Origin of the sequence: Sphingobium sp. 22B (assembly GCF_001580035.1) — a bacterium.
Classification (GTDB): Bacteria; Pseudomonadota; Alphaproteobacteria; order Sphingomonadales; family Sphingomonadaceae; genus Sphingobium; species Sphingobium fuliginis.
On record NZ_LTAB01000006.1, the window covers coordinates 1 to 26,923 of the forward strand.

Genomic DNA, 26,923 nt, shown 5'->3' on the forward strand with positions numbered 1-26,923 from the left:
TAGGGGGTGGGCTGGCGCGACATCAGCGTGAATTTTCAACGGCTAAGCTGGAAGCTCGCTGCGCTCGCGCCCACCCCTAACCCCTCCCGCTTGCGGGAGGGGAATGTCTTGGATTGGCCAGAAACAGCCTAATAGCTACACCATCTCGCCCGTCAGCAGGCGCGGCAGCGCGCCGGATTGTCCCCGCGCCTCCGCCATGAAGCGGTTCTTGAGCAGCGACGTGCGCTGCACCGCCGCCAGCCCGGCGCGGCGGACCAGCGAGGGAATGCGCCCCGGCACGTCGAACAGCCGGACCAGCCCGTCCATCGCCACGCTGGTCATCATCGCGTCCAGACCGCGCCAGCGCTGATAGCGGGCGAGCAATTGCGCGTCGCCCGGATCGAGGCCGAGCCGCATGCCCTCCACTAGCACCTCCACCAGCGCGGCGACATCGCGGAAGCCGAGGTTCAGGCCCTGCCCCGCAATCGGGTGGATCGCATGGGCGCTGTCGCCCACCAGCGCGAGCCGCGTGTCGGTGATCCGCGCCGCATGGTGGAACCCAAGCGGATAGCTGGAGCGCGGCCCGGCCAGCGCGATCTCGCCCAGGAAGCCGCCCATGCGCTTCTGCGCCTCCGCCAGCCAGGCCCGTTCGGACAGCTTGAGCATGGCGGGAGCCTGCTCGGTCGGCACGGTCCAGACGATGGCGGAGCGGGTGCCCGGCAGCATCGGCAGCAGCGCGAAGGGGCCGCCGGGATAGAATATCTCATAGGCCGTGTTGGCGTGCGGCACGGCATGGTCGATGGCCGTCACCATCGCGACATGCCTGTAGTTCCAGCGCGTGGTGCGGATGCCCGCCGCCTCCCGGGTCGGGCTGTTGCGGCCCTCCGCCGCGACCAGCAGCGCGCCGTGGAGGGTTTCACCGCTGGCCAGGGTCAGCGTCACGCCGTCGGCATTGCGGTCGACATGCAGCGCCCGGTCGGGCTGGAAGCGGGTGAGATTGTCCGCCTTTTCCGCCGTCTGCGCCAGGGCGACGCGCAGGTCGCGATTGGGGAACATGATCCCCATCACGCCGTCATCCGCGTCCGGCGCGAAGTCGAGCGCGCCCGGCTCCAGCCCGTCGCTGACCCAGATGCGGTCGATGGGGCAACCCTTGCCGTCCAGATGATCGGCCACGCCTATGGCCGACAGCATGGCGAAACTGGTGGAACTGATGGCCGAAACCCGCCCGTCGAAACCGGCGGCGGTGGTCTCAACCGGATTGGCCGGATCGATCACGGCGCAGAGCACGCCATGGCCGGAAAGCGCGATGCCAAGGGTCAGGCCGACCAGGCCACCGCCCAGAATGACGACGTCGAAGCGTTGCATGAGGGCGGTTCTAGGCGCTCATGAGAGGATTGGGAAGGGCGTCAAAGCGCCTCCCCTCTCCTCCGTACGCCCTGAGCTTGTCGACCCGAACGGCGGCGATAGCCAACGGCTCCACTTTCTTTGAAGAAAAGTGAAGGGCTTCGACAGGCTCAGCCCGAACGGAGGAGGGGTATGTTGATCCGTTAAAGCTTCCGCACCCAGTTCGCCGGATCGGCCACCGTGCCGCGCTGGATGCCGGTGAGGTCGGCGCGCAGCGCTTCGGTCACGATGCCGCCGTCGCCATTGCCGATGGTGAAATCGCCATCGACGCTCTTGACCGTGCCGATGGCCGTCACGACCGCCGCCGTGCCGCAGGCGAAGGCCTCCCGCAGCTTGCCGCTGGCGGCGTCGGCGCGCCACTGGGCGAAGCTGTAGGGTTCCTCGCGCACTTCATGCCCCTTGGCGCGGGCGAGCGAGAGGATGCTGTTGCGGGTGATGCCCGGCAGGATCGTGCCGGACAGCGGCGGGGTGACGATGGACCCGTCGTCCATCACGAAGAAGACGTTCATGCCGCCCAGTTCCTCGACCCACTTGTTCTCGGCGGCGTCGAGGAAGACGACCTGGTCGCAGCCATGCTGGATCGCTTCCTTCTGCGCCACCAGCGAGGCGGCGTAATTGCCGCCGCATTTCGCAGCGCCGGTGCCGCCGCGCGCCGCGCGGGTGAAATGTTCCGACACCCAGAGCGTGACCGCCTTCTTCCCGCCCTTGAAATAGGCGCCGGCGGGCGAGGCGATGACGCAGAAAATATATTCGTTCGCCGGGCGCACGCCCAGGAAGGTCTCGCTCGCGAACATGAAGGGGCGCAGGTACAGGCTGCCCTCCCCGCCCGGAATCCAGTCGGCGTCGATCTTCACCAGTTCCTCGACAGCCTCCAGGAAGAGGTCTTCCGGCAAAGCGGGCATGGCCATGCGCTCGGCCGACTCAGCGAAGCGGCGCGCATTTTCCTCCGGCCGGAACATGGCGATGCTGCCGTCCTCCAGACGATAGGCCTTCATCCCTTCGAAGATTTCCTGCGCATAATGCAGCACGGCACAGGCCGGATCGAGCTGGAAGGGTTCGCGGGGGCCGATGGCGTGGCTGTGCCAGCCCTGCCCTTCCGTATAGCGAATCGTGACCATATGGTCGGTGAAGAGCTTCCCGAAGCCGGGGTCCGCCAGCAATACCGCGCGCTGGTCAGCCGACACAGCCTTGCTGCTGCGGGTGACGGTGAAGCGCGATGTCTGCTGGACGTCCATGACGAAAAACTCCTTTGGGTTGGACGCGCCGCCTATGTCACAGATGGCGGCGCGAAACAAACGGTCAATATTACTGACCCATGTAGCCGCCCATAGCCGATCCGATGGGGGTGGCATCTTGGCGCTGGAGCGCGGCGGGGCTATCGCTGCGCCATGCACTTTTTTTCCGACAATGCGACGCCGGTCTGTCCGGAGGTGATGGCGGCCATCGCGGCCGCCGACCATGCCGACCATGGCTATGACGGCGATGGCTGGAGCGCCCGGCTGAACGGCGCCTTTTCCGACCTGTTCGGGACGCAGGCGGTGGCGCTGTGGATCGCGACGGGCACGGCGGCGAACAGCATCGCGCTGGCCTGCCTCTGCCCGCCCTATGGCGGGGTGATCTGCCATGAGGAGGCGCATATCGTCGTCGACGAATGCGGCGCGCCCGGCTTCTACACCCATGGGGCGAGCCTGATGGCGCTGCCCGGCGCGGGCGCGAAACTGTCGCCCGATGCCGTGAACGACCGGCTGAAGGCAATCCGCCCCGATGTGCATCAGGTGCCGGCGCGGGCGATCAGCATCACCCAGGCGACCGAATATGGGGTGGTCTATAGTCCCGAGGAGGTGGCGGCGCTGGGCGATCTGGCGCGGGAATATGGGCTGGGTTTCCACATGGACGGGGCGCGCTTCGCCAATGCGGTGGCGCATCTGGGCTGCCATCCGGGCGATGTGACCTGGCGGGCGGGCGTCGACATACTCTCTTTCGGCTGCGTCAAAAATGGCGGGATGATCGGGGAGGCTCTGGTCTTTTTCGGGGACCGGGCGGAGGCGCGGGCGGCCGAAGCGGCGCGTTGGCGCAAGCGGGCGGGGCATCTCTTCTCCAAGGGGCGCTATCTCGCGGCGCAGGCGCTGGCGATGGTCGAGGGCGACCTCTGGCTGCGCAATGCGCGGGCGGCCAATGCGGCGGCCCAGGCGCTGGCGGAGGGCGCGGCGGGTCGGCTGATGCATCCGGTCGAGGCCAATGAGCTGTTCGTGCGGCTCACCGAAGCGGAAAGGGCGCAGTTGCGGGCGCAGGGCTTCGATTTCTACGATTGGGGCGCGGATGCGGCGCGGCTCGTCACCAACTGGTCGCAGGACGCCGCCAGCGTGCAGCCTCTGGCCGATGCGCTGAGGGCGTTGAAGGGATGAGGCAAGGCAAGGGCGTCCTCCTGCCCTTCATCCTCGTCACGCTGATCTGGAGTTCGACCTGGATCGTCATCCGCGACCAGTTGGGCAGCGTGCCGCCAAGCTGGTCGGTCTGCTACCGCTTCCTGCTGGCCGGGGTGGCGATGGCGATCTTCGCCCGGCTGCGCGGCGTGCCGCTCAACATCGGCGGCAGGGGGCTGGTCTTTGCGGGCCTGCTGGGCATGGCGCAGTTCGTGATGAACTTCAACTTCGTCTACCGCGCCGAGCATTTTCTGACATCGGGCGTGGTGGCGGTGGTCTATGCGATGCTGCTGATCCCTAACAGCGTCCTTGCCTTCCTCTTCTTCCGCCAGCCGGTGAGCCGGGCTTTCATCGCCGGATCGGTGGTGGCGGTGGCGGGGATCGCGCTGATGCTGGCGCATGAATATCGCGCCGCGAGCGTGCGGCCGGACATGGTGATTCTGGGAGCCGCTTTCTCCGTTGCGGGGCTGCTGAGCGCGTCCGCCGCCAATGTCATGCAGGGGATGGAGATCGCCCGGCGGCTGCCGATGGTGGCGGTGCTGGCCTGGGCGATGCTGATCGGCGCGGGGGTGGATGCGCTGTTCGCCTGGATTACGACCGGGCCGCCGGTGATCGAGGCGCGGTGGAGCTATCTGGCGGGAATCGCCTGGCTGGGGCTGGCCGGATCGGTCGTGACCTTTCCGCTTTATTTCCGGCTGATCCAGAGCATGGGCGCGGGGCGCGCCGCCTATACCAGCGTGCTGATCCCGGTGATCGCGATGCTGATCTCCACGCTGGTGGAGGGCTATCGCTGGACGGCGCTGGCGGGTGCGGGCGCGCTGCTGGCGATAATCGGGATGGTCGTGGCGCTGCGGACCAAGCAGGCTTAGCGGCGGACGCCCGGTTGGTATAGCCGCTTCGCCGCGTTCACCCGGTCGATCAGGCTGGCGAGCGGGACAGGCGCGGATGCGGCGCGTTCGGGCAGGGACAGGCTGTTGATGCGCTGGCCAAGGGCGGTGAAGGCGTGATCGAAGCGGTCCATCTCTTTAGTCCCCGAAAGCTGACGGGACAGCCATCGGGCAGGGATGGTTAAGAAGGCGTTAGCGATGATCAGGCTTTGCGGCGGAGCGAGTCACAGGCAGGCGCGCAACCCTTGGCGATAGGTTGGATAGCGGGGCGACCAGCCCAGCAACCGCTTGGCCCGCCCATTCGCGACCCGGCGGTTTTCGGCGTAGAAGGACCGGGCCATGGGGGTGAGCTGGGCTTCCTCCAGCGTCAATAGCGGCGGCAGCGGTTGGCCAAGCAGGGCGCAGGCCGCTTCGATCAGGCGGTTCTGCGCGCAGGGCAAGTCGTCCGAAAGATTGTAGATGCCTGGCGGTCCCCGATGAATCGACGCGACGATGCCCGCGCCGATATCGTCGACATGGGCCCGGCTGAACACTTGATCGGGCAGATCGATGCGATGCGCCCGCCCTTCCCGCACGCGATCCAGCACCGAGCGGCCGGGGCCGTAGATGCCGGGCAGGCGGAAGCGCCGTACATCGGGGCGAAGCGTGCCCCAATCGGCGTCGGCCTGCGCCCGTGCGGCACGGCGACCCTGACGGAGAGGGGTGGCTTCATCGACCCATGCGCCCGCCGCATCGCCGTACACGCCGGTGGAGGAGAGATAGCCCGTCCAGATGGCGGGGGCGGCGGCGATGGCCGCGCCATAGCGGCTGAGGACGGGGTCGGCATCTCCCTCCGGCGGAACGGACGAGAGGATATGGCTGGCCTGCGCGATGGCGGCGCGGACGGCGTCTTCATCATCGAAGGCGAGCGCTTCGGCATCGGTGGTGCGGCGGACGCCGGTGACGTGCCAGCCTTCTTCGCGAAGGCGGACAGCCAGGCGGGAAGCGGTGTAGCCCTGCCCCAGAATGAGCATATGGGGCATGAAACACTATTCCCTCAGACCGTGAAGCTCTCGCCGCAGCCGCAACTGCCCTTGGCATTGGGGTTGTTGAAGACGAAACCGGCGGTGAAGTCGTCCTCCACCCAGTCCATCGTCGACCCGACCAGATAGAGCACCGACGCGCCGTCGATGTAGAAGGCGCCGCCGGGGGTCTCGATCTTCTCGTCGAACTTCGCTTCCTCGCTCACATAGTCGACCGAATAGGCAAGGCCCGAACAGCCACGGCGCGGGGTCGAGAGCTTGACGCCGATCGTGCCTTCGGGAGCCTGGCTCATCAGGTCGGCGATGCGCTGCTCCGCGCTCGGCGTCAGGATGACGGCGGCGGGGCGGGCTCGGGTCTTGGTCGTCGTTTCGGTCATTTCCGTTCCTTCTTCCCTCCTCCCGTCTGCGGGAGGGGAGAGTGTTACAACATCCCCAGTTCGAGCTTAGCCTCGTCCGACATTTTCTGCGGGTCCCATGGCGGGTCCCAGACCAGGTTGACCTGCGCGTCGCCGACGCCGGGCACCGCGCCGACGCGCAGTTCGACTTCGCCGGGCATGGATTCGGCCACCGGGCAATGCGGCGTGGTCAGCGTCATCGTGACGACGGCATGGCCGTCCTCCGTCACGTCGACGCCGTAGACGAGGCCCAGATCATAGATATTGACCGGAATTTCCGGGTCGTAGATTTCCTTGAGCGCGTCGATGATCGCGTCGTAGAGGCTGCCGCCCGGCTCGCCCTTCGGCGTTTCCGCTGGCTTGGCGTTCAGGAAACCGTCCAGATAGTCGCGCTGGCGCGGTTCTTCCACGCGCGCCTTGGGTGGGGTCTCCACCGCCGCGACCTCTTCCACCAAAATCTTGCGTTCCTCGGTCATCCGAAGATCTTCCTCACTCGTTCAATCCCTTTGACCAGCGCGTCCACGTCGCCCTCGTCGCTATAGATGCCGAAGCTGGCCCGCGCGGTCGCCTCGACGCCCAGATGGCGCATCAGCGGCTGCGCGCAATGATGCCCCGCCCTGATGGCCACGCCCGTTTCGTCCAATATGGTGCCGACATCGTGCGGATGCACCCCCTCGACCTCGAAAGAGAGGATTCCCGCGCTATCCTGCGGCCCGAAGACGCGGACGCTGTTGAGGCTTTCCAGCGCGGCCCGCGCTTTGCCGACCAAAGCGCATTCATGGGCGTGGATCGCGTCGAGCCCGATGGCCTGCACATAGTCGATCGCCGCCGACAGGCCGACGACGCCCGTGATATGCGGCGTGCCCGCTTCGAACCGCGTCGGCGCGGGGGCATAGGTGGTTTTTTCGAACGTCACCTTGTCGATCATCGACCCGCCCCCCTGATAGGGGGGCATGGCGTCCAGCAGTTCCTTGCGGCCCCAGAGCGCGCCGATGCCGGTCGGGCCGTAAAGCTTGTGCGCGGAAAAGACGTAGAAGTCGCAGTCCAGCGCCTGCACGTCGACGGCGAGGCGCGGCACGGCCTGACAGCCGTCGATCAGGATCTTGGCGCCGACGCTGTGCGCGATGTCGGCGGCGCGGCGGACGTCGAGCACGCTGCCCAGCACGTTCGACACATGGGCCAGCGCAACCATCCTGTGCGCCGGGACGATCATCGCAGCCATGGCGTCGAGGTCGATCCTGCCGTCGGCCGTTAACGGCACCACGTCGATCTGCGCGCCGACTTTCTCGGCCACGATCTGCCAGGGGACGATATTGCTGTGATGTTCCAGCATCGAGAGCAGGATGCGGTCGCCGGCTTTGAGCTGCGTCCCCGCCCAGCTTTGCGCGACGAGGTTGATGCCCTCGGTCGCGCCGCGGACATAGACGATCTCGCTGTCCGACTGCGCGCCGATGAAGCTGGCGACCTTGCGCCGCGCCGCTTCATAGGCGAGCGTCATATTGGCGGAACGCTCATAGACGCCGCGATGGACGGTGGCGTAGTCCGGCCCATAGGCGCGGGCGATGGCGTCGATCACCGCATGGGGCTTCTGCGCGGTGGCGGCGCTGTCGAGATAATGCCAGTTGCCCCCCGCACTGTTCAAAAGACCGGGGAAGTCGTCGCGCAATCGCAGCGCCTGGGCGAGGTCGCTCATACCAGTGCCTCCAGCTTGGCGAGGGCGGCGGCCTCAAGGCTGTCCTTGACCGCTTCATCCGCCACATCGTCGAACACGCCCGCGACGAAGGCCTTCAGCAGCAGCGTCTTGGCCGTCGCCGGGTCCATGCCGCGGCTGGCCATGTAGAACAGCGCCTGCCTGTCCAGTTCGCCCACGGTCGCGCCATGGGCGCATTTCACATCGTCGGCGTAGATTTCCAGTTCCGGCTTGGCATTGGCCGTGGCGGTGCGGTCCAGCAGCATGGCCTTGACCGACTGGAAGGCGTCGGTGCGCTGCGCGTCGCGAGCGACGTTGATGCTGCCCAGATAGCTGCCGGTGGCGCGCTGGCCCAGGATGGAGCGGATGGTCTGGCCGCTGGTCGAGTCCGGCTGCGCATGGGTGACGGCGGTGACGATCTCCAGCACCTGGTCGCCGCCGCCGATGATCGCGCCGTTCAGTTCGAAATGGCTGCCCTTGCCCAGCGTGACGGCGAAGGTCACGCGGCCCAGTTTCCCACCGATATTGAGGACATGGAAATCGCAGCGCGCGCCGTCCGCGATGTCGATGACATAATCATGCACTGCGGCCGCGCCGTCGGCTGCGTCCTGCAACAGATGGTGGCGCGCGCTTTCCCCGGCGGCGACATCGATCCGCGTCGGCGCCGGGGTCGGCCAGATGGCGGCCAGCGCGTCGAGGTCGCTGTAGCGCCATTCCTCGGCCTTGCGCGTGGGAAGGGTGAGCGCGTTCATTCGATATACCCGTTCGGGCTGTCCGAGCGAGCCATTTGTCTCGCTCGAATGTCGAAGCCCAGTCCTTTCTTCGAGGAAAAATAAGGCCGTTGGCTATTGCCGCCCTCCGGGTCGACAGGCTCAGGGCGAACGGAACCCGGAAGCATCATGCCGCAACCACCTCGGCATAGCCTTCGCGCTCCAGTTCCAGCGCCAGTTCGGGACCGCCCGATTTCACGATCCGTCCCGCCGCCAGCACATGCACGAAGTCCGGCTTCACATAGTCGAGCAGGCGCTGATAATGGGTGATGAGCAGCACCGCCTTGTCGGGCCTGCGCATGATGGCGTTGATGCCCGCGCCCACGATCTTGAGCGCGTCGATGTCCAGGCCGGAGTCGGTCTCGTCCAGTATCGCCAGCCTGGGGTCGAGAATGCCCATCTGCACCATTTCGGCCCGCTTCTTCTCGCCGCCGGAAAAGCCGACATTCACCGGGCGCTTCAGCATCTCCATATCGAGGCCCAGCAGACCCGCCTTTTCCTTGGCGAGCTTGATGAACTCGCCGCCTGACAGCGGTTCCTCGCCCCGCGCCTTGCGCTGCGAATTGAGGCTCTCGCGCAGGAATTGCAGGTTGGAGACGCCCGGAATCTCGACCGGATATTGGAAACCGAGGAACAGGCCAGCGGCGGCGCGCTCATGCGGTTCCATCTCGAACAGGTCCGCGCCCTCGAAGGTCGCGGTGCCGCCGGTGACCTCATAATGGGGCCGGCCGCCCAGCGTATAGGCCAGCGTCGACTTGCCCGCGCCGTTCGGTCCCATGATCGCGTGGATTTCGCCCGCCTTGATGGAGAGCGACAGGCCTTTCAGGATCGCCTTGCCGTCGATTTCGTTGGTGAGATTGTCGATCGTCAGCATCTTTTATCCCTTATGCGCGCGCTGGAGCGTCCGCGCGGTCCAGAAGGCCATGTCCCGCACATCGCCCGGCGCGGGGAACAGCGTGTCGATATGCCGCTTGATGGGCATATAGGGCCACCAGTCGGCGCCGGGTTCGGGCGCGCCCTTTTCCAGCACGCCGGTCACGAACTCCGTCACCGGACCCATGCGGGCGAGATTGGGGGCCTTGGCCTTGTGGAAGGCCTTGTCGGTCCTGAGGCGCTCGGTAAAGGCGGCGTCGCCCTTGTCCAGCGCGGCGCGGCATTCGGCCTGATAGGCGTCGAGATCGCCGAAATCCTTGGCCGCGCGTGCCTGAAGCTCGCCCTCTTCCAGCTCATAATCTTCGGTCAGGATGCGGATCGCGGCGGTCCAAGCCTGGCCGTTTCCGACATCCTCCGCGAAATCCGCGAGGGCGTCCTGAATATCGTCTTCGTCGCTCAAGAGTCCTGGTCCTCTAAAAGCCCCTCCCCTTCAGGGGAGGGGTTGGGGTGGGGGCTGGCCCAACGATCTGACGCCTGTTCAAGCGCGCCGAAGATCGCGGCACAAACCCCTTCGATATTCTGCATCACGTCATGGTTGGCGATACGGATGATGCGGTAGCCCAATGCGTTCAGCGTCGTATCGCGCGCCTTGTCCGACCCCGCTCTATGCGTATCGCCATCGACTTCGACGATCAGCGCTTTTTGTGGGCAGAGGAAGTCGACGATGAAGGGACCGATCACGGACTGACGGCGGAATTTATAGCCGCCGAGCTGCGAGCGGGAGAGTTTTGCCCAGAGGCGCTTTTCCGGTTCGGTGGGTTCGCGGCGCATTTCGTGGGCGAAGCCCGCCAATTGGGCGAGGCGCCCAGCCGATAGCCCCCACCCCCGGCCCCTCCCCTGAAGGGGAGGGGAGTTTAGACGGCTTGCCTGATCGAGAGGCGTCAACTCCCTCAACCGACCGACCCCTCCAGCGAAATGCCCAGCAGCTTCTGCGCCTCGACGGCGAACTCCATCGGGAGCTGTTGCAGCACCTCGCGCGCGAAGCCGTTGACGATCAGGCTGACGGCCGCTTCCTGATCCAGCCCGCGCTGCATCGCGTAGAACAACTGGTCGTCGCTGATCTTGCTGGTGGTCGCCTCATGCTCGATCTGCGCCGAGGGGTTGCGCACCTCGATATAGGGCACGGTATGCGCGCCGCACTGGTCGCCCAGCAGCAGGCTGTCGCACTGGGTGAAGTTGCGCACGCCCTCCGCGCCCGGCGCGACGCGCACCAGCCCGCGATAGGTGTTGTTGGACCGCCCGGCGCTGATCCCCTTGGACACGATGGTCGAACGCGACCCCTTGCCATTGTGGATCATCTTGGTGCCGGTGTCGGCCTGCTGCAGATTGTTGGTCAGCGCCACCGAGTAGAATTCGCCAACGCTGTTCTCGCCATTCAGCACGCAGCTTGGATATTTCCAGGTGATGGCGGAGCCGGTTTCCACCTGCGTCCAGCTCACCTTGCTGTTGCGGCCCTGGCAGAGCGCCCGCTTGGTCACGAAATTATAGATGCCGCCCCTGCCATTCTCGTCGCCGGGGTACCAGTTCTGGACGGTTGAATATTTGATCTCCGCATCGTCCAGCGCGACCAGTTCCACGACCGCCGCGTGAAGCTGATTCTCGTCGCGCATCGGCGCGGTGCAGCCTTCGAGATAGCTGACGTAGCTCCCCTCATCCGCGACGATCAGCGTGCGTTCGAACTGGCCCGTATTCTCCGCATTGATGCGGAAATAGGTGGAAAGCTCCATCGGACAGCGCACGCCCTTGGGGATGTAGACGAAGGTGCCGTCGGAGAAGACCGCGCAGTTGAGCGTCGCGAAATAATTGTCGTGCATCGGCACGACCTTGCCCAGCCACTTCTTCACAAGGTCCGGATATTCGCGCACCGCCTCGCTGATCGAGCGGAAGATGACGCCCGCTTCCTCCAGCTCCTTGCGGAAGGTGGTGGCGACCGAGACGCTGTCGAACACCGCGTCGACGGCGACCTTGCGGCTGCCCTTCACCCCGGCGAGCACTTCCTGTTCGGCAATGGGGATGCCCAGCTTTTCATAGGTGGCGCGAATTTCCGGATCGAGTTCGTCCAGCGACTCCAGTTCCGCCTTCTTCTTCGGCTCCGCATAATAATAGGCGTCCTGATAGTCGATCGGCGGGATATTGAGCTTGGCCCAGTCCGGCGCTTCCATCTGCCGCCACATGGCGAACGCCTTCAGCCGCCATTCCAGCAGCCATTCGGGCTCCTGCTTCTTGGCGGAGATGAAGCGGACCGTGTCCTCGTTCAGCCCCTTGGGCGCGAAGTCCTGCTCGATGGCGGAGGACCAGCCATGTTCGTAGGTGGAGGCGCGATCGGCGGCCTCCTGCGCTTCGAGGTTGCGAACGGTGGTGGCTTCTTCGGTCATAGCGTCTGCTCTGCAACTCGTTTCTCGACTTCGCTCGAAACGAACGGAGGCGGGGTGACTTCTCTGGCGAGGCTGGCGATGGTGACGCCCGCGAGCGCCGACCGGATCGCATTGTTCGCCACATTCATATGCGGACGGACGCGGCAGTCCTGCTCCAGCGAGCAGTCATGCGCGCCCATTTCGGTGCAGGCGGTCATGGCGATGGGGCCTTCCACCGCCTCCACCACATCGGCGAGGGTGATCGCGGCGGGCGGGCGGCTGAGGCGCACGCCGCCGCCGGTCCCCCGGCTCGATTCGAGCAGTCCGGCAGCCGACAGGCGGCTCACCAGCTTCTGCGCGGTGGGCAGGGGAATGCCGGTTTCGGCGGAGAGCGTGGTCGCGTTCATCTTCACATATTTGTTGGTCGCAGGGTCAAGCCCAGCGCCCGCCCCGCAATGGCGGGCGGCGGCGGACATCAGCACCACGGCATAATCTGCGAAACTCGAAAGCCTCATGACCCTGCGTCTTGCGAACCATTCTCAAATCGGATCGAATCAATCCGATTGCGCATGTGGTCCCGCCCGCGCGCGGAATCAAGGCATTTTTGCTTGGGAGGAAGGCTTAGCTGAAACGGTTGATCACGGCCACGTCTCCGCCCAGCGAGCGGCGCAGCAGGGTGAGTTGCGCCACGGCGCTGGGTTCGGTCTGCAGCTGATGCGGGGTCAGGCCGATGAAATGCTTGATCTCCCGAATGAAATGCGACTGGTCGTAGAACCGACCGTCGTCGCACAGCGCCTGCCAGCTTTCATGATCCAGCGCGATTCGCGCGCTGCATCGAAGCGCCCGATATTTGCGCGCCAGCAGCTTGGGCGGGCAGCCATAATATTTGTTGGTGAGCCGGGCGAGCTGGCGCGGCGAGAGGCCGGTGATGTCGGCCAGCGTCTCGATCCGCGGGGAGCCTTCGCCCATCAGCCAGCCGTCCACCGCCTCCAGCAGCCGCCATGTCGATTCCGGCAACGGGACCAGCCTTTCCGACAGGAAGGACCAGCAAAGCGCCGCCATCCCCTCCGCATCGTCGGTGGCGCGGAGCCGGTCGAGCAAATCGCGGTAGCCGCCAAGATGCGCCATTTCCTGCACGCGATCCGTGAGCGTGCTGGCATCGCCCCCATGCAGGGCGATCCATCCCGCCGGCAGCAGCGAAATGCCGACCACCCGGCCCGGCCCCGTCAGTTCGAAGCGGGTCGCGCCCATGGTCGGACCCAAAAGGCAGACTTCGGGCGTCGGCAATATCGTTCCGTCGTGGAAATGATAATTGCCGCTATTGTCCAGCATGAAGCGAAGTTGCGGTACGTCGGCGCGTGTCACATCCGAATAATGTTCGGCCGTTTCGGTAAAGATATAAAGCGAACCGAAATAGGCGTTGAGTTGTTCGGGCGGCGCGAAATAGCGCAACCGCACCGGTCCCTGTGCCGCGTCGACGGTATAGGACAGCGGCGCATGACCATCTCTTGCCGTGATATTCGACGCCCCCCCGGGCGCCCCGCCTTTATGCGACCGCATATTTCACCCCAGCACGCAATATGCGCCATCGGGGTGAAGGTGCAAGGGCTATGCTTGACGGGATGCCACTTTCCGTCTTGTCCGGAGACGATGAACGGGGGTTCCCGTAAAAACGACCCGGCGGTTTTCACCGCCGGGTCAGGAAAAGGTCTCGTCAGCCATATGGCCTAGAGCCTTCGGGTCGCAGGACTCTCTTACGTCCGAATCGGGGAAATTTTATTGGATGGATCGGACATCGGCCGGACCAAAACGGGACGAATCCACGGAATCTTGTTAAGAAATGCCGTTCCTTCCTTACTGTTGCCGCGTTGCAACAGCGACTCGACGCCGGCCGTCCGCGCTGGCATAGCCCGGCCATGTCGTACCGCCTGATCCGCCCCCTGTTTTTCGCTCTGGACGCCGAGCGCGCCCATCATCTGTCCATCAAGATGCTGCGCCTGATGCCGGTGCCGCCTGCGCTGGAACCCGATTCGATGCTGGCGCAGACCGTGGCGGGCATCGCCTTTCCCAATCCGGTGGGCCTGGCGGCGGGTTATGACAAGGAAGGACTGATCGCGCACAAGATGCACGGGCTGGGCTTCGGCTTTGCCGAGTTGGGGACGCTGACCCCCCTGCCCCAGCAGGGCAATCCCCTGCCCCGGCTGTTCCGCCTGGCGGAGGATCGGGCGGTGATCAACCGCATGGGCTTCAACAATGGCGGCCAGGCGGCGGCGGCGGAACGGATCGCCAAGCGCAGGCGGCCGGGCGGCCCCGTCATCGGCATCAACATCGGCGCCAACAAGGATGCGGCCGACCGGATCGCGGACTATGCCACCGGCGTCACCTGCATGGCCCCGCTGGCCGATTATCTGACGGTCAATATCTCCTCCCCCAACACGCCGGGATTGCGCGCGCTTCAGGACCGGGCGGCGCTGGACCAGTTGCTGGGCGCGGTCATGGCGGCGCGGGGGACGAATCGGACGCCGGTCTTCCTGAAGGTGGCCCCGGACCTGGAGCCCGCCGATGTGGAGGATATTGCCGCCGCCTGCATCGACCACCGGATCGACGCGCTGATCGTGTCCAACACCACCATTTCCCGGCCGTCGCTGCAGTCTCGGCTGGCGGGGGAGGCTGGCGGCCTGTCCGGCGCGCCGCTGCACGATCTGGCGCTGCAAAGGCTGCGCGACTTCCGCCGGGCGCTGGGCACGCAGCTGCCGCTGATCGGCGTGGGCGGGATCGCCACGGCGGACCAGGCCTATGCCCGCATCCGGGCGGGGGCCAGCCTGATCCAGCTCTACAGCGCCCTGGTCTATGAGGGGCCTTATCTCGCCCGGCGGATCAATGCCGGGATCAAGGCGCTAATGGCGCGCGACGGCGTGGGGAATATCAGCGAGATAGTGGGTATCGACGCCTGATCCGTCCTATGGGTTGCGAACCGCAACGCAGCGACTAGGGTGCCGGACATGACTTTTCGCCTTTCCGGCCTGCTGGCTGCCTTCACCCTTCATGCCCTTTCCCCCTCTCCGCTCGCCGCGCGGGAGCCGGTCGCGGTCAACGCCACCGTGTCCGCCGCCGATCCCCGGGCGGCGGAGGCGGGGCAGGAAATATTGCGCAAGGGCGGCAGCGCCACCGACGCCGCCATCGCCATGATGCTGACGCTGAACGTCGTGGAGCCGCATAATAGCGGCATCGGCGGCGGCGGATTCCTGATGCATCATGACGGGCGGACCGGCGTGCTGGAATCGATCGACGGGCGGGAGACGGCTCCCGCGGCGGCGCGGCCCGACCGTTTCATGGGGGCGGACGGCCAGCCCCTCTCCTTCCGCGAAGCCTGGCCGGGCGGCTATTCCGTCGGCGTGCCCGGCAATGTCCGCCTTGCCTGGGACGCGCATCGCAAATGGGGCAAGCTGCCCTGGGCCGAGCTGTTCCAGCCCGCCATCCGCTTTGCCGAACAGGGATTCGAGGTGCGCCAGCGGCTCGACACGGCGATGAAAGCGGTTGCCCCGGTCTGGGCGGATTTTCCGGAAATCCAGAAATATTTCTGGATCGACGGCAAGCCGGCGCCGATGGGCACGATCCTCAAGAATCCGCCGCTTGCCGCGCTGTTCAGGCGGATCGCGGCGGAGGGACCGGATGCCTTCTATCGGGGCGACAATGCCCGTATGATAGCCGAAACCGTCACCAACGCGCCGAAAAACCCGGTGCCGATGACGGAGGCCGACCTCGCCGCCTATCGGGCGAAGCCGCGCAAGCCCGTCTGCGGCCCCTATCGCGCCTATACGGTCTGCGGCATGGGGCCCGCCTCGGCGGGCGGCATCACCGTCCTGCAGGTGCTGGGCATGGTGGAGCGATTCCCGCTGGCGCAATGGGGCAAGGACGATCCCCGGTCCTGGCATGTCATCGGGGAGGCGATGCGGCTCGCCTATGCCGACCGGGACACCTGGCTGGGCGACCCGGAATTCGTGTCCGTGCCCATCGCGGGGCTGATCGATCCCGGCTATCTGAAGCAGCGTTCGGCGCTGATCGGCATGGGCAGGGCGCTGAACGACTATCGCCCCGGCACGCCCCCGGGCGCGGAGAAGCGCACCGCCGCCCGGCCCCAGCCGGAATCGGGCACCAGCCATTTCGTCGCGGTGGACCGCAATGGCGATATTGCCGCCTGGACCTCCACCATAGAGAGCTTCTTCGGCAGCCAGCTCGTCGCCAATGGCGTGATCCTGAACAATGAACTGACCGATTTCAGCTTCACCCCCGAAAAGGACGGCGCGCCGGTCGCCAACCGGGTCGAGCCGGGCAAGCGGCCGCTGTCGTCCATGTCGCCCACCATCGTCTATGATGCGGCGGGAACCCCGGTCTTCACCATCGGGGCGGCGGGCGGCAGGACCATCATCATGCAGGTCGCCAAGGCGCTGATCGCGCATTTCGACTGGGGGATGTCGGCGCAGGATTCGATCGCCCTGGGATTCCTGTTCTTCGACCGGGACGGTCTGGTCGTGGAACAGGGCACGTCGCTGGAGGGCATGAAGGCGCCGTTGGAGAAGCTGGGGCACAAGGTATCAGTCAGCCGCTTCGGCCTGAAGGCCAATGCGGCGGAGCGGACGGCGGACGGCCATTGGGTCGGCGGCGCCGATCCGCGCAGCCCGGGCGTGTCGTTGCAGGAGTGACGCCCCTTCGGCGCACCCTGTTCGCGCGCGGGAGCATGGTGCTCCGGGCAGGCTACCCCTTCAAATCCAGGCCGGCGACGTTGAACTGGAAGGGGAAGACCTTGTCCTTCGGCCCGACCACCAGGTTCACCTTGATCGTCCGGCTGTCCTTGATCGCGTCATAGGCCCCGGCGGCGGGCAGGACTTCGATACCGTCCTTGTTCTCGGTCATGCGGCCCTTCCATTCATGGGTCTTGCCGTCTTCCGTGACCGCCGTGACCTTGCAGTCCGACAGGTCGCAGGCGAAGGGCGCGCCGACCAGCTTGACCGTCACATCCGCCCCGCCCTCCTGCATGGGCTGGACCAGCAGCACGCCGAAGGTGTCGGCCGCGGTCATGGTCTGGACCGCATTGGCGCTGCCGATATAGGCGACCTTGGGCTTTCCGCCCTCGCCGCCCTCATATTTCCAGACCTGCCCGATCTGGTCGCGCTGCGTCGGTCCCTTGTCCTCGGAAGATGAGCAGGCCGCGATCAGCCCCAGGGCGGCAAGCACCGCTATCGATCGCATCGCGTTTCTCCTTCTGTCCGTTTCGATGTCGGAAGGAGAACGCATGGCCCCTGCGGGGTTTCCCTCCGCTCAGCTATAGCGGGCTGCGGTTTCCCGGATCAGCGCGATCATGTTGGGAATGCCCTGCGTCCGATTGGAACTCAACTGGTTGCGCAGGTCGAACGGCGCCAACGCGCCTTCGATGTCCGTGGCGGCGATGGCCGCGGGCGGCTGGTCCTGCACGGTGAGGAGGACGAGCGCGATGATCCCCTTGGTGATCGCCGCATTGCTGTCCGCCAGGAAGTGGAGCCGTCCCCCGCCGGCAGAACCGGCGTCGATCACGGTCGGATAGACCCAGACCGCCGCCGAGCAGCCCCGGACCAGCGTGGCGTCGGTCTTGAGCGCGTCGGGCATCGGCTCCAGCGCCTTGCCCAGATCGATCAGCAGGCGATAGCGGTCGTCGGCATCGAGAAATTCATATTCTTCGACCAGATCGGCGAGGACGGGCAATTGGGTCATGGCCGCCCATATAGGGGTAAAATCGGGCGGGGGAAGGCGGTTTCCGCTGCTGCTCCGTCCCCCTTGAGGCAGGTTGGAGGGACAGACGGAGCAAGCCGGTCGACCTGTCCGGCAAGGATGGAAGCGACTGCGCCGCCATCACGCCCGCCCCCTGCCCCCGCCCCCCTCGCGGGAGGGGGAGCATCGGATTTTCAGAGGTCCACGCCCGCGGCGATCGCTTCCAGCTTGCGGATGCGTTCCTTGAGGTCGGCCACCTCGATCCGCGTCGCGGTGGAGGGTGGTGCTGCCTCGTCCGTTCCGCGGGCGAGTTCCGCGCGCTTCAGGTCCAGCCAGCCATTCCATCCCCGCAGGGCCGTGGCGGCGACGATGGCGAGTCCGGTCAGACCCGCGACCGCCAATGTCAAAGTGATGAGGGGGTCCTGCATATCGTCCTCCCTGTGATGGTGGGCCGCGTCAGTCGCGATCCCGGAGCTTGTCGAATTCGCGGTCCAGCGCGGTGCTGCTGTCCGTGGCCAGCCGTTCCAGCACGGCGACCCGGTCCTTCAGCGCCTTCACCTCCGCACGGAGCCGTTCGGCTTCAGGATCGGGTCCGCGCTGGACCAGTTCCTCGCCCTTGTGGCGGCGGACGATGCCATATTTGGCGCGAACGACGCTGGCGATTGCCGCTATGGCGACGATGGCGACGACCATTTCGAACGGATTCATGACTTTTTTCCCTTGCTGAGCGTGGGGCCCTTCAGTTGGCGGGGCCGCGCAGGCGCTCGATTTCCCTGTTCAATGCGTGACTTTCATCGGTGACGATGCGCTCGACCACGGCCAGCCTGTCCTTCATCGATCCGAGTTCGGCACGGAGCTGGGCGTTTTCCTGGGTCAGCAGGCTGATCCGTTCCATCGCCTCATTGCCCGCCCTGGGATAGACGGCCTGGCCCCAGGCCCCATCCAACGGATAACCATGCTTGATCCTCAGCCAGGTGGTGAAGATCCATCCGCCCACACCGATCCCGGTACAGATCGCGATCAGCGGCGCGAGTTGCGCGAACATCGCGAATTGTTCCGACATGGCAAACCTCCCTCATTCCGCTCCCCATGGGCGCGGCCCATCAGATGTTGGATTTCTCAGACAAATTGGCCGGCTTTTCGACAGGCTCCCAAGCCCGTTCGATAAACGGCGTAGGCGATGCGATTCCGTCAGCGCAGGCTGTCGATCTCATCCGCCAGCCGGGTGTTGCGGCTGGTATAGTAGGTTTCGATGTCGGCCAGGCGCCGGTCGATGTCGCGAAACTTGGACCGCACGTCGCGGGTGGAGCGCGCCGGATTGGTGCGCACGCCCTGCCAGAATTTCTGGTCGTCGCGGTCGGCATAGAGGCCCAGCGGCTTGTTCTCGGCAAAATAGGCGACGACGAAATAGGCGATCAGCGTCCAGGGAAAGGCCCCCATCAGCGTCACCAGCACGGCGCCGACCCGGACCCACAGCACGTCGATCCCCGTATAGTCGGCAATGCCGGCGCAGACGCCCATCCATTTGCCGTTCTGCTTGTCGAGATAGAATTTGGTGCGACGGGCAGCCATCTCAATTCCTCCTGTCGGGATTTTGGCGTTCGGGATATGGGCGGTCGAACTCATAGCCATCGTCCTGCGACGGACGGGCGGGGCGGAAATCGGGGTTGTCGGCGGCGACGATCCGTTCGACCGTCTGCAGCCGCTCCTCCAGCCGCCGGGCGAGCAGGTGAAGCTCGTCCAGCAGCTTCTCGTCCTCATCGGTGATCTTGGGCGCCTGCTTCCACTTGGTGACATAGTGGAAGATCAGCCAGGGCATGCCGATGAACAGCATGCCGCAGATCATGATGGGCAGGAACACGTCCTCCATGCGTCACTCTCCCTTGTTCATGGACGCCTTGAGCGCGGCCAGTTCGGCATCGACCTTGTCGCTGGCCTTCAGCTCGGCAATCTCTTCCTCCAGCGTCTTGGGCTGGGCGCCAAGGCCCATGGCGTCCGCGCGGCCTTCGGCCATGTCGACCCGCCGTTCCAGCATGTCGAAGCGGGCGAAGGCGTCGTTCACCTTCTCGCCGGCATAGGCTTCGCGGACGCGCAGGCGATTCTGGGCGCTTTCCATGCGGGTCACAAGGCTGTTCTGGCGGGCGCGCGCCTCGCGCAGCTTGGCCTGGAGCTTGGCGATGTCCTCTTCGGAGGCGCGCAGCGCTTCGTCCAGCACCCCGATCTCATGGGAAAGTTGCTCCGCCATGTCGGCTGCCTTCTGCTTTTCCACCAGCGCGGCCTTGGCAAGGTCTTCGCGGTCCTTGCTGAGCGCGAGCTGGGCCTTTTCCGTCCAGCTGTCCTGCAGGCCCTGAAGCTTGGCGATGTGGCGCCGCATTTCCTTCTGGTCGGCGATGGTGCGGGCAGCAGAGGCGCGCACCTCGACCAGCGTCTCCTCCATTTCGAGGATGATCATGCGGATCATCTTCGCCGGGTCTTCCGCCCGGTCGAGCAGGTCGGTGACATTGGCGGCGATGATGTCGCGGGTGCGGGAGAAAATACCCATTTGAACTTCACTCCTGGTACGAACTTGTTAGGCAGGCCTTACGCCAGATAGTGCAAGGCTGCGGGGCATTCCTTGTTCGCGAGCATCGGGATTTCGCTGGCGCGGGCCGGGCCGACCGCCGAAAGGATCAGGGTCGATCCGAACAGGACGGAGGCGATGGCGACGGACAGGAACTGGCCGATTTCGCGAACGCTGTTGCTTTGCTTTTCCATGATAAACTCCTGAACCTTGGCCTTCGTCGATGTGCCGCTTGATGCGTCAGCGGCTTCGCTTTCCGACTTTGCAGAAGCCGTGCCAATTTGCGGAAATGGCGGAATTTCGCGGTTTTTTACGATTGTCCGAATATTGGGCTTGCCGAAAGATGGGAAATTTCACCATAAGTTGGGGATGGAGAAAAATACCCAGTTCGTCGGCCAGTCGCTGGCCTTTCTGGATGCGGTCGAGCAGGCCGGGCGGGCGGCAGAACTCAACCGGCCGGTCCTGGTCATCGGCGAACGCGGGACCGGCAAGGAACTGATCGCCGAGCGCCTTCACCACCTCTCGCCGCGCTGGGACGAACCGCTGATCGTCATGAACTGCGCGGCCCTGCCCGAAACGCTGATCGAGGCGGAACTGTTCGGCCATGAACAGGGCGCCTTCACCGGCGCGGCGCGGGCGCGGGCGGGGCGGTTCGAGGAAGCCGATGGCGGCACGCTGTTTCTGGACGAGCTGGGCACGCTGTCCATGGCGGCGCAGGAGCGGCTGCTGCGGGTGATCGAATATGGCGAGGTGACGCGGATCGGGGCGTCGAAGCCCATGACCGTCGACGTGCGGATCGTCGCGGCGACCAATGAGGATTTGCCCGCCGCCGCCGATGCAGGGCGGTTCCGGCCCGACCTGCTGGACCGGCTAAGCTTCGAGGTGATCACCTTGCCGCCGCTGCGGGCGCGGGAGGGGGATGTCGCGGTGCTGGCCGATCATTTCGGGCGGCGCATGGCGGCGGAGATCGGCTGGCCGCAATGGCCGGGCTTTTCCGCCGCCTGCATGGCCGAGCTGGAGGCGCATGACTGGCCCGGCAATGTGCGCGAGCTGCGCAATGTGGTGGAACGGGCGGTCTATCGCTGGAATGAGCCCGGGCGGCCGGTCGCGGCGATCGTGTTCGACCCCTTCGCCTCGCCGTGGAAGCCCAAGCCGCTGATGGCGGCGCAAGCGGCGGTGGAAGCCGCGCCCATGGGTTCACCCGCTCCGGTCGCGAACGGCCATGACGCGGTCACCGACCTCAAATCCGCCGTCGATGCGCATGAGGCCGCCATCGTGCGGGCGGCGCTGGAGCGCTACCGCTACAACCAGCGGGCGACGGCGAAGGGATTGGGGCTGACCTATGACCAGCTTCGCCATTGCATGAAGAAACATGGGTTGAGCGCGGGGTAGCCACCTCCCGCAAGCGGGAGGGGCTGGAGGTGGGGGTAGGCATGCCGCGCCAGCGGCAATTTGCAACTGAGGACAGAAGCTCGCTCCGCTCGCGCCCACCCCTAACCCCTCCCGTCTACGGGAGGGGGACTATTGTCCTCTTAACGCGTCGGCACGGGCTCCGCGCCCGAATAATCGTAAAAGCCCTTGCCGGTCTTCCGCCCGAGCCAGCCCGCCTCGACATATTTCACCAGCAGCGGCGCGGGGCGATATTTGGGATCGCCGGTCGTGTTCTGCAGCACCTTGCAGATTTCCAGGCAGGTATCGAGGCCGATGAAATCCGCCAGCGTCAGCGGACCCATGGGATGGTTGAGGCCCAGCATCACGCCCTTGTCGATGTCGACCACGCTGCCCACGCCCTCGCCCAGCGCGAACACCGCCTCGTTGAGCATCGGCAGCAGGATGCGGTTCACCACGAAGCCCGGCGCGTCGAAAGCATGGACGACCTGCTTGCCCAGGCTGGCGGCGAAGCCCTCCACCGCGCTCACCGTCTCCGCGCTGGTGGCGAGGCCGCGAATGACCTCGACCAGCGCCATGACCGGCACCGGGTTGAAGAAATGCACGCCCACGAAGCGCCCCGCGTCGGGCGCCGCCTGCGCCAGCCGGGTGATCGGGATGGAGGAGGTGTTGGAGGCGAGGATCGCATCGCCGGCCAGCAGGGCGCCGACATTGGCGAAGATCGAACGCTTGATCTCTTCCCGCTCGGTCGCGGCTTCGATCACCAACTGGCAGGCGGCCAACGGCGCGACTTCGCCCACCGGCGTGATCCGGGCGATGGCGGCGTCGGCGTCGGCCTGCGCCAGCTTGCCCTTTTCCACAGCCTTTGCGAGTTGACGGATGATGCCGTCGCGGCCCTTCTGCGCGCGGGGCAGGTCGATGTCGGACAGGATCACCTCATAGCCCGCCTGCGCCGCCACCTGCGCGATGCCCGCGCCCATCTGGCCCGCGCCGATCACGCCCACGGTCCGAATATCCATCATTGCCGAAACCCTCCTGCACTGAATCCTGTTCGCCGTCCCCGTAGCGCCATGGCAGGCGGGCCGCCAGAGCTTCCGCACGGGCGAAAGCGGACGGAAAGCCCCGGACGGTCGGCGGAGCGCTGATCTTTCTGTGATTTCCCGCTTTGCGCCGCGCCTGCTTGATGGTTAAAAGCCCCGGCATGTCCGTTTCAGACCTGCTGCCCGCGCCGGCGACCGGAAGGTTCATTGCCGCCGTGCATCACTTCCCGCTGCGCGTCTATTTCGAGGACACCGATCTGTCCGGCCTCGTCTATCACGCCAATTATCTGCGCTATATGGAGCGGGCGCGGTCGGACATGCTGCGCATCGCCGGGATCGACCAGCGCGGCAATCTGGAGGGGGGAGAGGGCGTCTATGCCGTCACCGACCTTCAGCTCCATTACCGCCGCCCCGCCAGGCTGGACGATGACCTGATGGTCGTGAGCCGCGTCACCAAAGTCGGCGCCGCTTCATGTTCCATTCATCAGACGGTCATGCGCGATGGGGAAATACTGACGCAAGGCGATGTTTCCGTCGCCTTCCTGACGCCCCAGGGCCGCCCGCGGCGGCAACCCAAGCCCTGGACCGACATTTTCAGCCGTTTGATGAGAGGGGAAGACATCAACCCATGAGCCTTTCGATGCCCGACGTTGGCCTTGCGGTCGGCAATGCCGCGCAAGCCGCCACCATTTCGCCGCTGGCCCTGTTCCTTCAGGCCGACATCGTCGTGAAGGTGGTGATGCTGGGCCTGCTGCTGGCCAGCATCTGGACCTGGGCGATGATCATCGGCTTCAGCTTCACCCTGCGCAAGGCGAGCCGGCAGAGCCGGGCGTTCGAGCAGGATTTCTGGAAGGCGGAGGATATAGACCGCTTCTACGAAGCCCGCGGCAAGGCGGAATTCCCCGCCGCCAGGGTGATGGCCGCGGGCGTCACCGAATGGCGCCGCTCCACCGCGCAGAAGGTGATCGACCGGGAGGGCACCCGCGACCGGCTGTCGACCGCCATGTCCAGCACCATCGCGGCGGAGGTCGACCGCCTGTCGGACCGGCTGAACATCCTGGCCACCATCGGGTCGGTCGCGCCCTTCGTCGGGCTGTTCGGCACGGTATGGGGCATCATGCGGGCCTTCACCAGCATCGCGGCGGAGCAGAACAGCAGCCTGGCGGTCGTGGCGCCGGGCATTGCCGAGGCGCTGTTCGCCACCGCCATCGGCCTGTTCGCGGCGATCCCGGCGGTGATCGCCTACAACCGCTTCAGCCATGGCATCAACCGAATGGAATCGGGGCTGACGCGCTTTGCCGACGGCTTCTATTCGACGCTGAGCCGCGAGCTGGAGGCGCAGCGGTGAGGCCCCCTCTCCTCCCGTTCGCCCTGAGCTTGTCGAGGGGCTTCACTGCTTTTCAGAAGAAGGGGGCTTCGACAGGCTCAGCCCGAACGGTGATAGCCAAGGTCCGCCGTTTCGGAGGACGTGCCTGATGGCCATGTCCGGACCTCCCTCCAGCCGCAGGGGCCGTCATCGCGCGCCGATGGCGGACATCAACGTCACGCCGCTGGTCGACGTCATGCTGGTGCTGCTGATCATCTTCATGGTGACGGCGCCTCTGCTGGTCACGGGCGTGCCGGTGAACCTGCCCGAAACCCGCGCCAAGGGGCTGGACCAGGACCAGAAGCCGACCGTGGTGTCGATCGATCGCGACGGCGGCGTCTTCATCGACGACGCGCAGATCAGCGACGCCGAACTGCCCGGCCGCCTGGCCGAGATCATGTCCGCCAATGCGGGCAAGGCCGAACCGCCGCAGATATTCCTGCGCGCCGACAAGGGGCTGGACTATGGCCGGGTGATGCTGGTCATGGGCGAGCTGAACCGGGCGGGACTCAACAAGGTCGCGCTGGTCAGCACCGGTTCCGAAGGCGGTTCCGCTGTCAGCAGCGGTTCAGAATAGGGGCCATAGGTCGTGGCGATGGATCGCGCGGAGAAAATTGGCCTTGGCGTGGCGACGGCGGGACATGTCCTGCTGTTCGGCCTGCTGTCGTCCGGCTTTCTGGCCACTCCCAACCCCCTGAAGCTCAATTCGCCGCCGATGGACGTCAGCCTGGTGGATGAGGTGGCGCTGAAGTCGACGGCGCCGCAGGTGTCGACCCAGCCGCCCCCGCCCAGCGTTGCACCGGAGCAGGGCCCGACCGAGAATGCCGCGCCTGCGCCGGAACCCGAACCGGCACCGCAGCCCGAACCGACCCCGGCGCCGCCGGCTCCCCGGCCCGCGCCGCCCAAGCCGGTGGCAAAGCCAGCGCCGCCCAAGCCCGCGCCCGCTCCGCCGAAGAAGAATGTACCCGCCGCCAAGCCCAAGCCGGCGGCGGAAAAACCCGCCCCCGCCAAGTCCAAGCCTGCGCCGGAAAAACCCAAGCCAGCCGCCGCCGCGCCCGCCAAGGCGTCGCAGAAGCCCGCGGCCAAACCCAGGTCCGACGCGCCTGCCCGCGCTTCGGGACAGGGCAAGGCGGACAAGCCCAAGGGATCGCTACTGGGCAAGGATTTCCTGAAGGGCATCGACACCGAGGATGACGCGCCGCGCAAGCCCGCGCCGGTGCCCGCCGCCGCCATGGGCCCCGCGCAGAAGGCCGCGCTGGACGCGGAAATCCGCCGCCAGCTCAAGCCCTATTGGAAATCCCCGAGCGGCGCGGACATCGAGCAGCTTCGCACCTTCGTCGATGTGCAGCTTGCCCGCGACGGTTCGCTCGCGGGGCAGCCGCAGGTCGTCAACACCACCGGCATCACCGCCAGCAACCGCACGCAGGTGACGCTGCATCAGGAACTGGCGGTGAAGGCGATCCGCCTGGCCGCGCCGTTCAAGCTGCCGCCCGCTCTTTATGATGGCTGGAAATCCCTCCGCATCTCCTTCGACAAGAGGCTATCGCAATGACCCGACCCTTCAGGACAGGAAAGGCCCGAGCCATGTTCGGCGCCACGCTGGGGGCGCTGCTGCTGGCGTTCGCGCCCGCCGCTTCCGCGCAGCTCAGCGTCGATGTGACGGACGAATCCTCCTCCAACCTCAAGATCGTCGTCCCCGCGCTGCCGGCGCAGGCGGAAGTCTCGACACCGGCGGGCGGTTCCACCGAACTGGGCCGCAAGATCGCGGAGGTGATCGCCGCCGACCTCAAGGGGTCGGGCCTGTTCGATCCCTCTGGCCCCGGCGGCATCCCGACCATCGCCTTTCCCGAAGTCACCAATCCCGCCTACGATAAATGGGGCGCCTATCAGGCGCTGGTGCAGGGCTTCGTCCGCACCACCGGGGGCGAGGCGGACATCACCGTCGGCTGCTATCTCTACGACGTGGCGCTGAAGCAGGAACTCACCCGGCAGGGCTATGTCGTCGCGCCCCGCGACTGGCGGCGGGCCGCGCATAAATGCGCCGACGCCATCTATGCGCGCCTGTCGGGGGAAAGCCCCTTCTTCGACAGCCGCATCGCCTATATCGCGGAAAGCGGTCCCAAGGGGAACCGCACCAAGCGCCTCGCCATCATGGATTCGGACGGCGCGAACCACCGTTTCATCACCAATGGCCAGTCGATCGCGCTGACGCCGCGCTTTTCGCCCGACTACAAGTCGATCGTCTATGTGAGCTACCTGAACAACCGGGTCCGCATCTATGTCTATGACATCGGCACGGGACGGCAGCGGCTGGTGACGGAAAGCAACAATCCGACCTTCGCGCCGCGCTGGTCGCCCGACGGCCGCAACATCCTCTTTTCCATGGCGATCGCCGGCAATACGGACATCTATCGCGTTTCGGCCAGCGGCGGCGCGCCCGTGCGCCTGACCACGGCGCCGGGCATCGATGTCGGCGGCAGCTATTCGCCCGACGGCCGCCAGATCGTCTTCGAAAGCGACCGCTCCGGCAGCCAGCAGATCTATGTCATGAACGCCGACGGTTCGGGCCAGCGCCGGATCAGCCATGGCGGCGGCCGCTATGCGACGCCCGAATGGAGCCCGCGCGGCGACCTGATCGCCTTCACCAAGATTTCGGGCGACTTCAAGATCGCGGTCATGACGCCGACCGGCGACAATGAGCGCATCCTGACCAATGGCTGGCAGGATGAGCAGCCGAGCTGGTCGCCCAATGGCCGGGTGCTGCAATATTTCCGCACCACGCCGGGCCGGGAGGGCAGCAGCCAGGTGTGGCAGGTCGATCTGACCGGGGTGAATGAACGGCGGATTCCGACGCCGCTCAGCGGTTCCGATCCGGCCTGGGGGCCCTTGCTGCCCTGATATGCGCGGCCATCCCACTCAGGGCGGACTGCCCACGCTCCTGATCTGCATCATATCGGAACCGAATC

The 26,923-nt window shown here is 65.9% G+C and carries 34 protein-coding genes; 10 read left to right on the forward strand and 24 right to left on the reverse strand.

The window, feature by feature from the left end:
• Positions 1 to 135 precede the first annotated feature (135 nt).
• Entirely contained in the window at positions 136 to 1,344 is a 1,209-nt protein-coding gene (locus A0J57_RS07295) for an FAD-dependent monooxygenase (protein WP_061934834.1), read from the reverse strand.
• A gap of 182 nt (positions 1,345 to 1,526) precedes the next feature.
• Positions 1,527 to 2,618, reverse strand: a complete 1,092-nt coding sequence (locus tag A0J57_RS07300) for a branched-chain amino acid aminotransferase (protein ID WP_025549772.1) — start codon at positions 2,616 to 2,618, stop codon at positions 1,527 to 1,529.
• Between the two features lie 153 nt (positions 2,619 to 2,771).
• Here A0J57_RS07300 and A0J57_RS07305 point away from each other — a divergent pair, with 153 nt between their 5' ends.
• Both A0J57_RS07305 and A0J57_RS07310 read left to right on the forward strand, forming a co-directional pair.
• Positions 2,772 to 3,788 (forward strand): low specificity L-threonine aldolase, encoded by a 1,017-nt coding sequence (locus tag A0J57_RS07305; RefSeq protein WP_061934836.1) that lies wholly within the window; start codon positions 2,772 to 2,774, stop codon positions 3,786 to 3,788.
• Positions 3,785 to 4,675 carry a DMT family transporter gene (locus A0J57_RS07310; protein ID WP_061934838.1) on the forward strand — a complete coding sequence of 297 codons (891 nt, stop codon included), beginning with the start codon at positions 3,785 to 3,787 and terminating at the stop codon, positions 4,673 to 4,675. The genes A0J57_RS07305 and A0J57_RS07310 overlap by 4 nt, the downstream gene beginning before the upstream one ends.
• Here A0J57_RS07310 and A0J57_RS26555 read toward each other — a convergent pair.
• From A0J57_RS26555 to A0J57_RS07365, 12 genes are all read right to left on the reverse strand, one after another.
• Positions 4,672 to 4,827: a hypothetical protein gene (locus A0J57_RS26555; protein WP_173664347.1), complete on the reverse strand. Its 156-nt coding sequence runs from the start codon at positions 4,825 to 4,827 to the stop codon at positions 4,672 to 4,674. The genes A0J57_RS07310 and A0J57_RS26555 overlap by 4 nt on opposite strands.
• Positions 4,828 to 4,917: 90 nt before the next feature.
• Positions 4,918 to 5,715, reverse strand: coding sequence for an NAD(P)-dependent oxidoreductase (locus A0J57_RS07315; RefSeq protein ID WP_061934840.1), 798 nt, complete (start codon positions 5,713 to 5,715; stop codon positions 4,918 to 4,920).
• A gap of 14 nt (positions 5,716 to 5,729) precedes the next feature.
• On the reverse strand, positions 5,730 to 6,092 hold the full coding sequence (locus A0J57_RS07320; protein WP_044660406.1) for an iron-sulfur cluster assembly accessory protein: 363 nt from the start codon (positions 6,090 to 6,092) through the stop codon (positions 5,730 to 5,732).
• Between the two features lie 44 nt (positions 6,093 to 6,136).
• The gene (locus tag A0J57_RS07325) at positions 6,137 to 6,586 is read right to left on the reverse strand and encodes an SUF system Fe-S cluster assembly protein (RefSeq protein WP_061934842.1); all 450 of its coding nucleotides are present in this window, start codon (positions 6,584 to 6,586) and stop codon (positions 6,137 to 6,139) included.
• Entirely contained in the window at positions 6,583 to 7,803 is a 1,221-nt protein-coding gene (locus A0J57_RS07330; RefSeq protein ID WP_061934845.1) for a cysteine desulfurase, read from the reverse strand. Before A0J57_RS07330 ends, A0J57_RS07325 begins: the two co-directional genes overlap by 4 nt.
• Complete coding sequence (locus A0J57_RS07335; RefSeq protein WP_044660409.1) at positions 7,800 to 8,552, reverse strand: SufD family Fe-S cluster assembly protein; 753 nt, start codon at positions 8,550 to 8,552, stop codon at positions 7,800 to 7,802. Before A0J57_RS07335 ends, A0J57_RS07330 begins: the two co-directional genes overlap by 4 nt.
• A 145-nt stretch (positions 8,553 to 8,697) precedes the next feature.
• The gene (gene sufC, locus A0J57_RS07340) at positions 8,698 to 9,444 is read right to left on the reverse strand and encodes a Fe-S cluster assembly ATPase SufC (RefSeq protein ID WP_061934847.1); all 747 of its coding nucleotides are present in this window, start codon (positions 9,442 to 9,444) and stop codon (positions 8,698 to 8,700) included.
• Positions 9,445 to 9,447: 3 nt separating this feature from the next.
• Positions 9,448 to 9,903 (reverse strand): hypothetical protein, encoded by a 456-nt coding sequence (locus A0J57_RS07345; RefSeq protein WP_025549781.1) that lies wholly within the window; start codon positions 9,901 to 9,903, stop codon positions 9,448 to 9,450.
• Positions 9,900 to 10,295, reverse strand: a complete 396-nt coding sequence (locus tag A0J57_RS07350; protein ID WP_268873879.1) for an endonuclease domain-containing protein — start codon at positions 10,293 to 10,295, stop codon at positions 9,900 to 9,902. The genes A0J57_RS07345 and A0J57_RS07350 overlap by 4 nt, the downstream gene beginning before the upstream one ends.
• Before the next feature lie 98 nt (positions 10,296 to 10,393).
• Complete coding sequence (gene sufB, locus A0J57_RS07355) at positions 10,394 to 11,878, reverse strand: Fe-S cluster assembly protein SufB (RefSeq protein ID WP_061934849.1); 1,485 nt, start codon at positions 11,876 to 11,878, stop codon at positions 10,394 to 10,396.
• Positions 11,875 to 12,372: an Rrf2 family transcriptional regulator gene (locus A0J57_RS07360; protein WP_061934851.1), complete on the reverse strand. Its 498-nt coding sequence runs from the start codon at positions 12,370 to 12,372 to the stop codon at positions 11,875 to 11,877. The genes sufB and A0J57_RS07360 overlap by 4 nt, the downstream gene beginning before the upstream one ends.
• Positions 12,373 to 12,478: 106 nt before the next feature.
• Complete coding sequence (locus A0J57_RS07365) at positions 12,479 to 13,309, reverse strand: AraC family transcriptional regulator (protein WP_061935017.1); 831 nt, start codon at positions 13,307 to 13,309, stop codon at positions 12,479 to 12,481.
• A 464-nt stretch (positions 13,310 to 13,773) separates the two neighbouring features.
• On the opposite strand from A0J57_RS07365, the gene A0J57_RS07370 reads away from it, so the two are divergent.
• The gene (locus A0J57_RS07370) at positions 13,774 to 14,811 is read left to right on the forward strand and encodes a quinone-dependent dihydroorotate dehydrogenase (RefSeq protein WP_061935019.1); all 1,038 of its coding nucleotides are present in this window, start codon (positions 13,774 to 13,776) and stop codon (positions 14,809 to 14,811) included.
• A gap of 48 nt (positions 14,812 to 14,859) precedes the next feature.
• Positions 14,860 to 16,560 (forward strand): gamma-glutamyltransferase, encoded by a 1,701-nt coding sequence (gene ggt, locus A0J57_RS07375; RefSeq protein WP_061934853.1) that lies wholly within the window; start codon positions 14,860 to 14,862, stop codon positions 16,558 to 16,560.
• Between the two features lie 52 nt (positions 16,561 to 16,612).
• Here ggt and A0J57_RS07380 read toward each other — a convergent pair whose 3' ends face one another.
• The 9 genes from A0J57_RS07380 to A0J57_RS26560 form a co-directional block, all read right to left on the reverse strand.
• Entirely contained in the window at positions 16,613 to 17,107 is a 495-nt protein-coding gene (locus A0J57_RS07380) for a hypothetical protein (protein WP_061934855.1), read from the reverse strand.
• Between the two features lie 69 nt (positions 17,108 to 17,176).
• Positions 17,177 to 17,605 (reverse strand): SufE family protein, encoded by a 429-nt coding sequence (locus A0J57_RS07385; protein ID WP_025549788.1) that lies wholly within the window; start codon positions 17,603 to 17,605, stop codon positions 17,177 to 17,179.
• A 191-nt stretch (positions 17,606 to 17,796) separates the two neighbouring features.
• The gene (locus tag A0J57_RS07390) at positions 17,797 to 18,030 is read right to left on the reverse strand and encodes a hypothetical protein (protein WP_025549789.1); all 234 of its coding nucleotides are present in this window, start codon (positions 18,028 to 18,030) and stop codon (positions 17,797 to 17,799) included.
• A 28-nt stretch (positions 18,031 to 18,058) separates the two neighbouring features.
• Positions 18,059 to 18,310, reverse strand: a complete 252-nt coding sequence (locus tag A0J57_RS07395) for a hypothetical protein (protein WP_025549790.1) — start codon at positions 18,308 to 18,310, stop codon at positions 18,059 to 18,061.
• A gap of 31 nt (positions 18,311 to 18,341) precedes the next feature.
• Positions 18,342 to 18,647 carry a hypothetical protein gene (locus A0J57_RS07400; RefSeq protein WP_101756456.1) on the reverse strand — a complete coding sequence of 102 codons (306 nt, stop codon included), beginning with the start codon at positions 18,645 to 18,647 and terminating at the stop codon, positions 18,342 to 18,344.
• Between the two features lie 146 nt (positions 18,648 to 18,793).
• Complete coding sequence (pspC, locus tag A0J57_RS07405; protein ID WP_025549791.1) at positions 18,794 to 19,174, reverse strand: envelope stress response membrane protein PspC; 381 nt, start codon at positions 19,172 to 19,174, stop codon at positions 18,794 to 18,796.
• A gap of 1 nt (position 19,175) precedes the next feature.
• Positions 19,176 to 19,472, reverse strand: a complete 297-nt coding sequence (gene pspB, locus A0J57_RS07410; protein WP_025549792.1) for an envelope stress response membrane protein PspB — start codon at positions 19,470 to 19,472, stop codon at positions 19,176 to 19,178.
• Between the two features lie 3 nt (positions 19,473 to 19,475).
• Entirely contained in the window at positions 19,476 to 20,144 is a 669-nt protein-coding gene (gene pspA / locus A0J57_RS07415; RefSeq protein ID WP_025549793.1) for a phage shock protein PspA, read from the reverse strand.
• A gap of 38 nt (positions 20,145 to 20,182) precedes the next feature.
• Positions 20,183 to 20,356 (reverse strand): hypothetical protein, encoded by a 174-nt coding sequence (locus tag A0J57_RS26560; protein WP_165363315.1) that lies wholly within the window; start codon positions 20,354 to 20,356, stop codon positions 20,183 to 20,185.
• Positions 20,357 to 20,531: 175 nt separating this feature from the next.
• Here A0J57_RS26560 and pspF point away from each other — a divergent pair, with 175 nt between their 5' ends.
• Complete coding sequence (gene pspF, locus A0J57_RS07420) at positions 20,532 to 21,554, forward strand: phage shock protein operon transcriptional activator (RefSeq protein WP_061934857.1); 1,023 nt, start codon at positions 20,532 to 20,534, stop codon at positions 21,552 to 21,554.
• Between the two features lie 140 nt (positions 21,555 to 21,694).
• Here the strand turns inward: pspF and A0J57_RS07425 are convergent, their stop codons facing one another.
• Complete coding sequence (locus A0J57_RS07425; protein ID WP_061934859.1) at positions 21,695 to 22,573, reverse strand: 3-hydroxybutyryl-CoA dehydrogenase; 879 nt, start codon at positions 22,571 to 22,573, stop codon at positions 21,695 to 21,697.
• A gap of 179 nt (positions 22,574 to 22,752) precedes the next feature.
• Between A0J57_RS07425 and A0J57_RS07430 the strand changes: the two genes are divergently transcribed.
• From A0J57_RS07430 to tolB, 5 genes are all read left to right on the forward strand, one after another.
• Positions 22,753 to 23,223 (forward strand): YbgC/FadM family acyl-CoA thioesterase, encoded by a 471-nt coding sequence (locus A0J57_RS07430; RefSeq protein ID WP_044660419.1) that lies wholly within the window; start codon positions 22,753 to 22,755, stop codon positions 23,221 to 23,223.
• Positions 23,220 to 23,939: a protein TolQ gene (gene tolQ / locus A0J57_RS07435; RefSeq protein WP_044660420.1), complete on the forward strand. Its 720-nt coding sequence runs from the start codon at positions 23,220 to 23,222 to the stop codon at positions 23,937 to 23,939. The genes A0J57_RS07430 and tolQ overlap by 4 nt, the downstream gene beginning before the upstream one ends.
• 127 nt (positions 23,940 to 24,066) lie before the next feature.
• Positions 24,067 to 24,534, forward strand: coding sequence for a protein TolR (gene tolR, locus A0J57_RS07440; protein WP_061934861.1), 468 nt, complete (start codon positions 24,067 to 24,069; stop codon positions 24,532 to 24,534).
• Between the two features lie 18 nt (positions 24,535 to 24,552).
• Positions 24,553 to 25,509, forward strand: a complete 957-nt coding sequence (locus tag A0J57_RS07445; RefSeq protein WP_061934862.1) for a hypothetical protein — start codon at positions 24,553 to 24,555, stop codon at positions 25,507 to 25,509.
• Between the two features lie 32 nt (positions 25,510 to 25,541).
• Positions 25,542 to 26,855 carry a Tol-Pal system beta propeller repeat protein TolB gene (gene tolB / locus A0J57_RS07450; RefSeq protein WP_044660422.1) on the forward strand — a complete coding sequence of 438 codons (1,314 nt, stop codon included), beginning with the start codon at positions 25,542 to 25,544 and terminating at the stop codon, positions 26,853 to 26,855.
• Positions 26,856 to 26,923 lie beyond the last annotated feature (68 nt).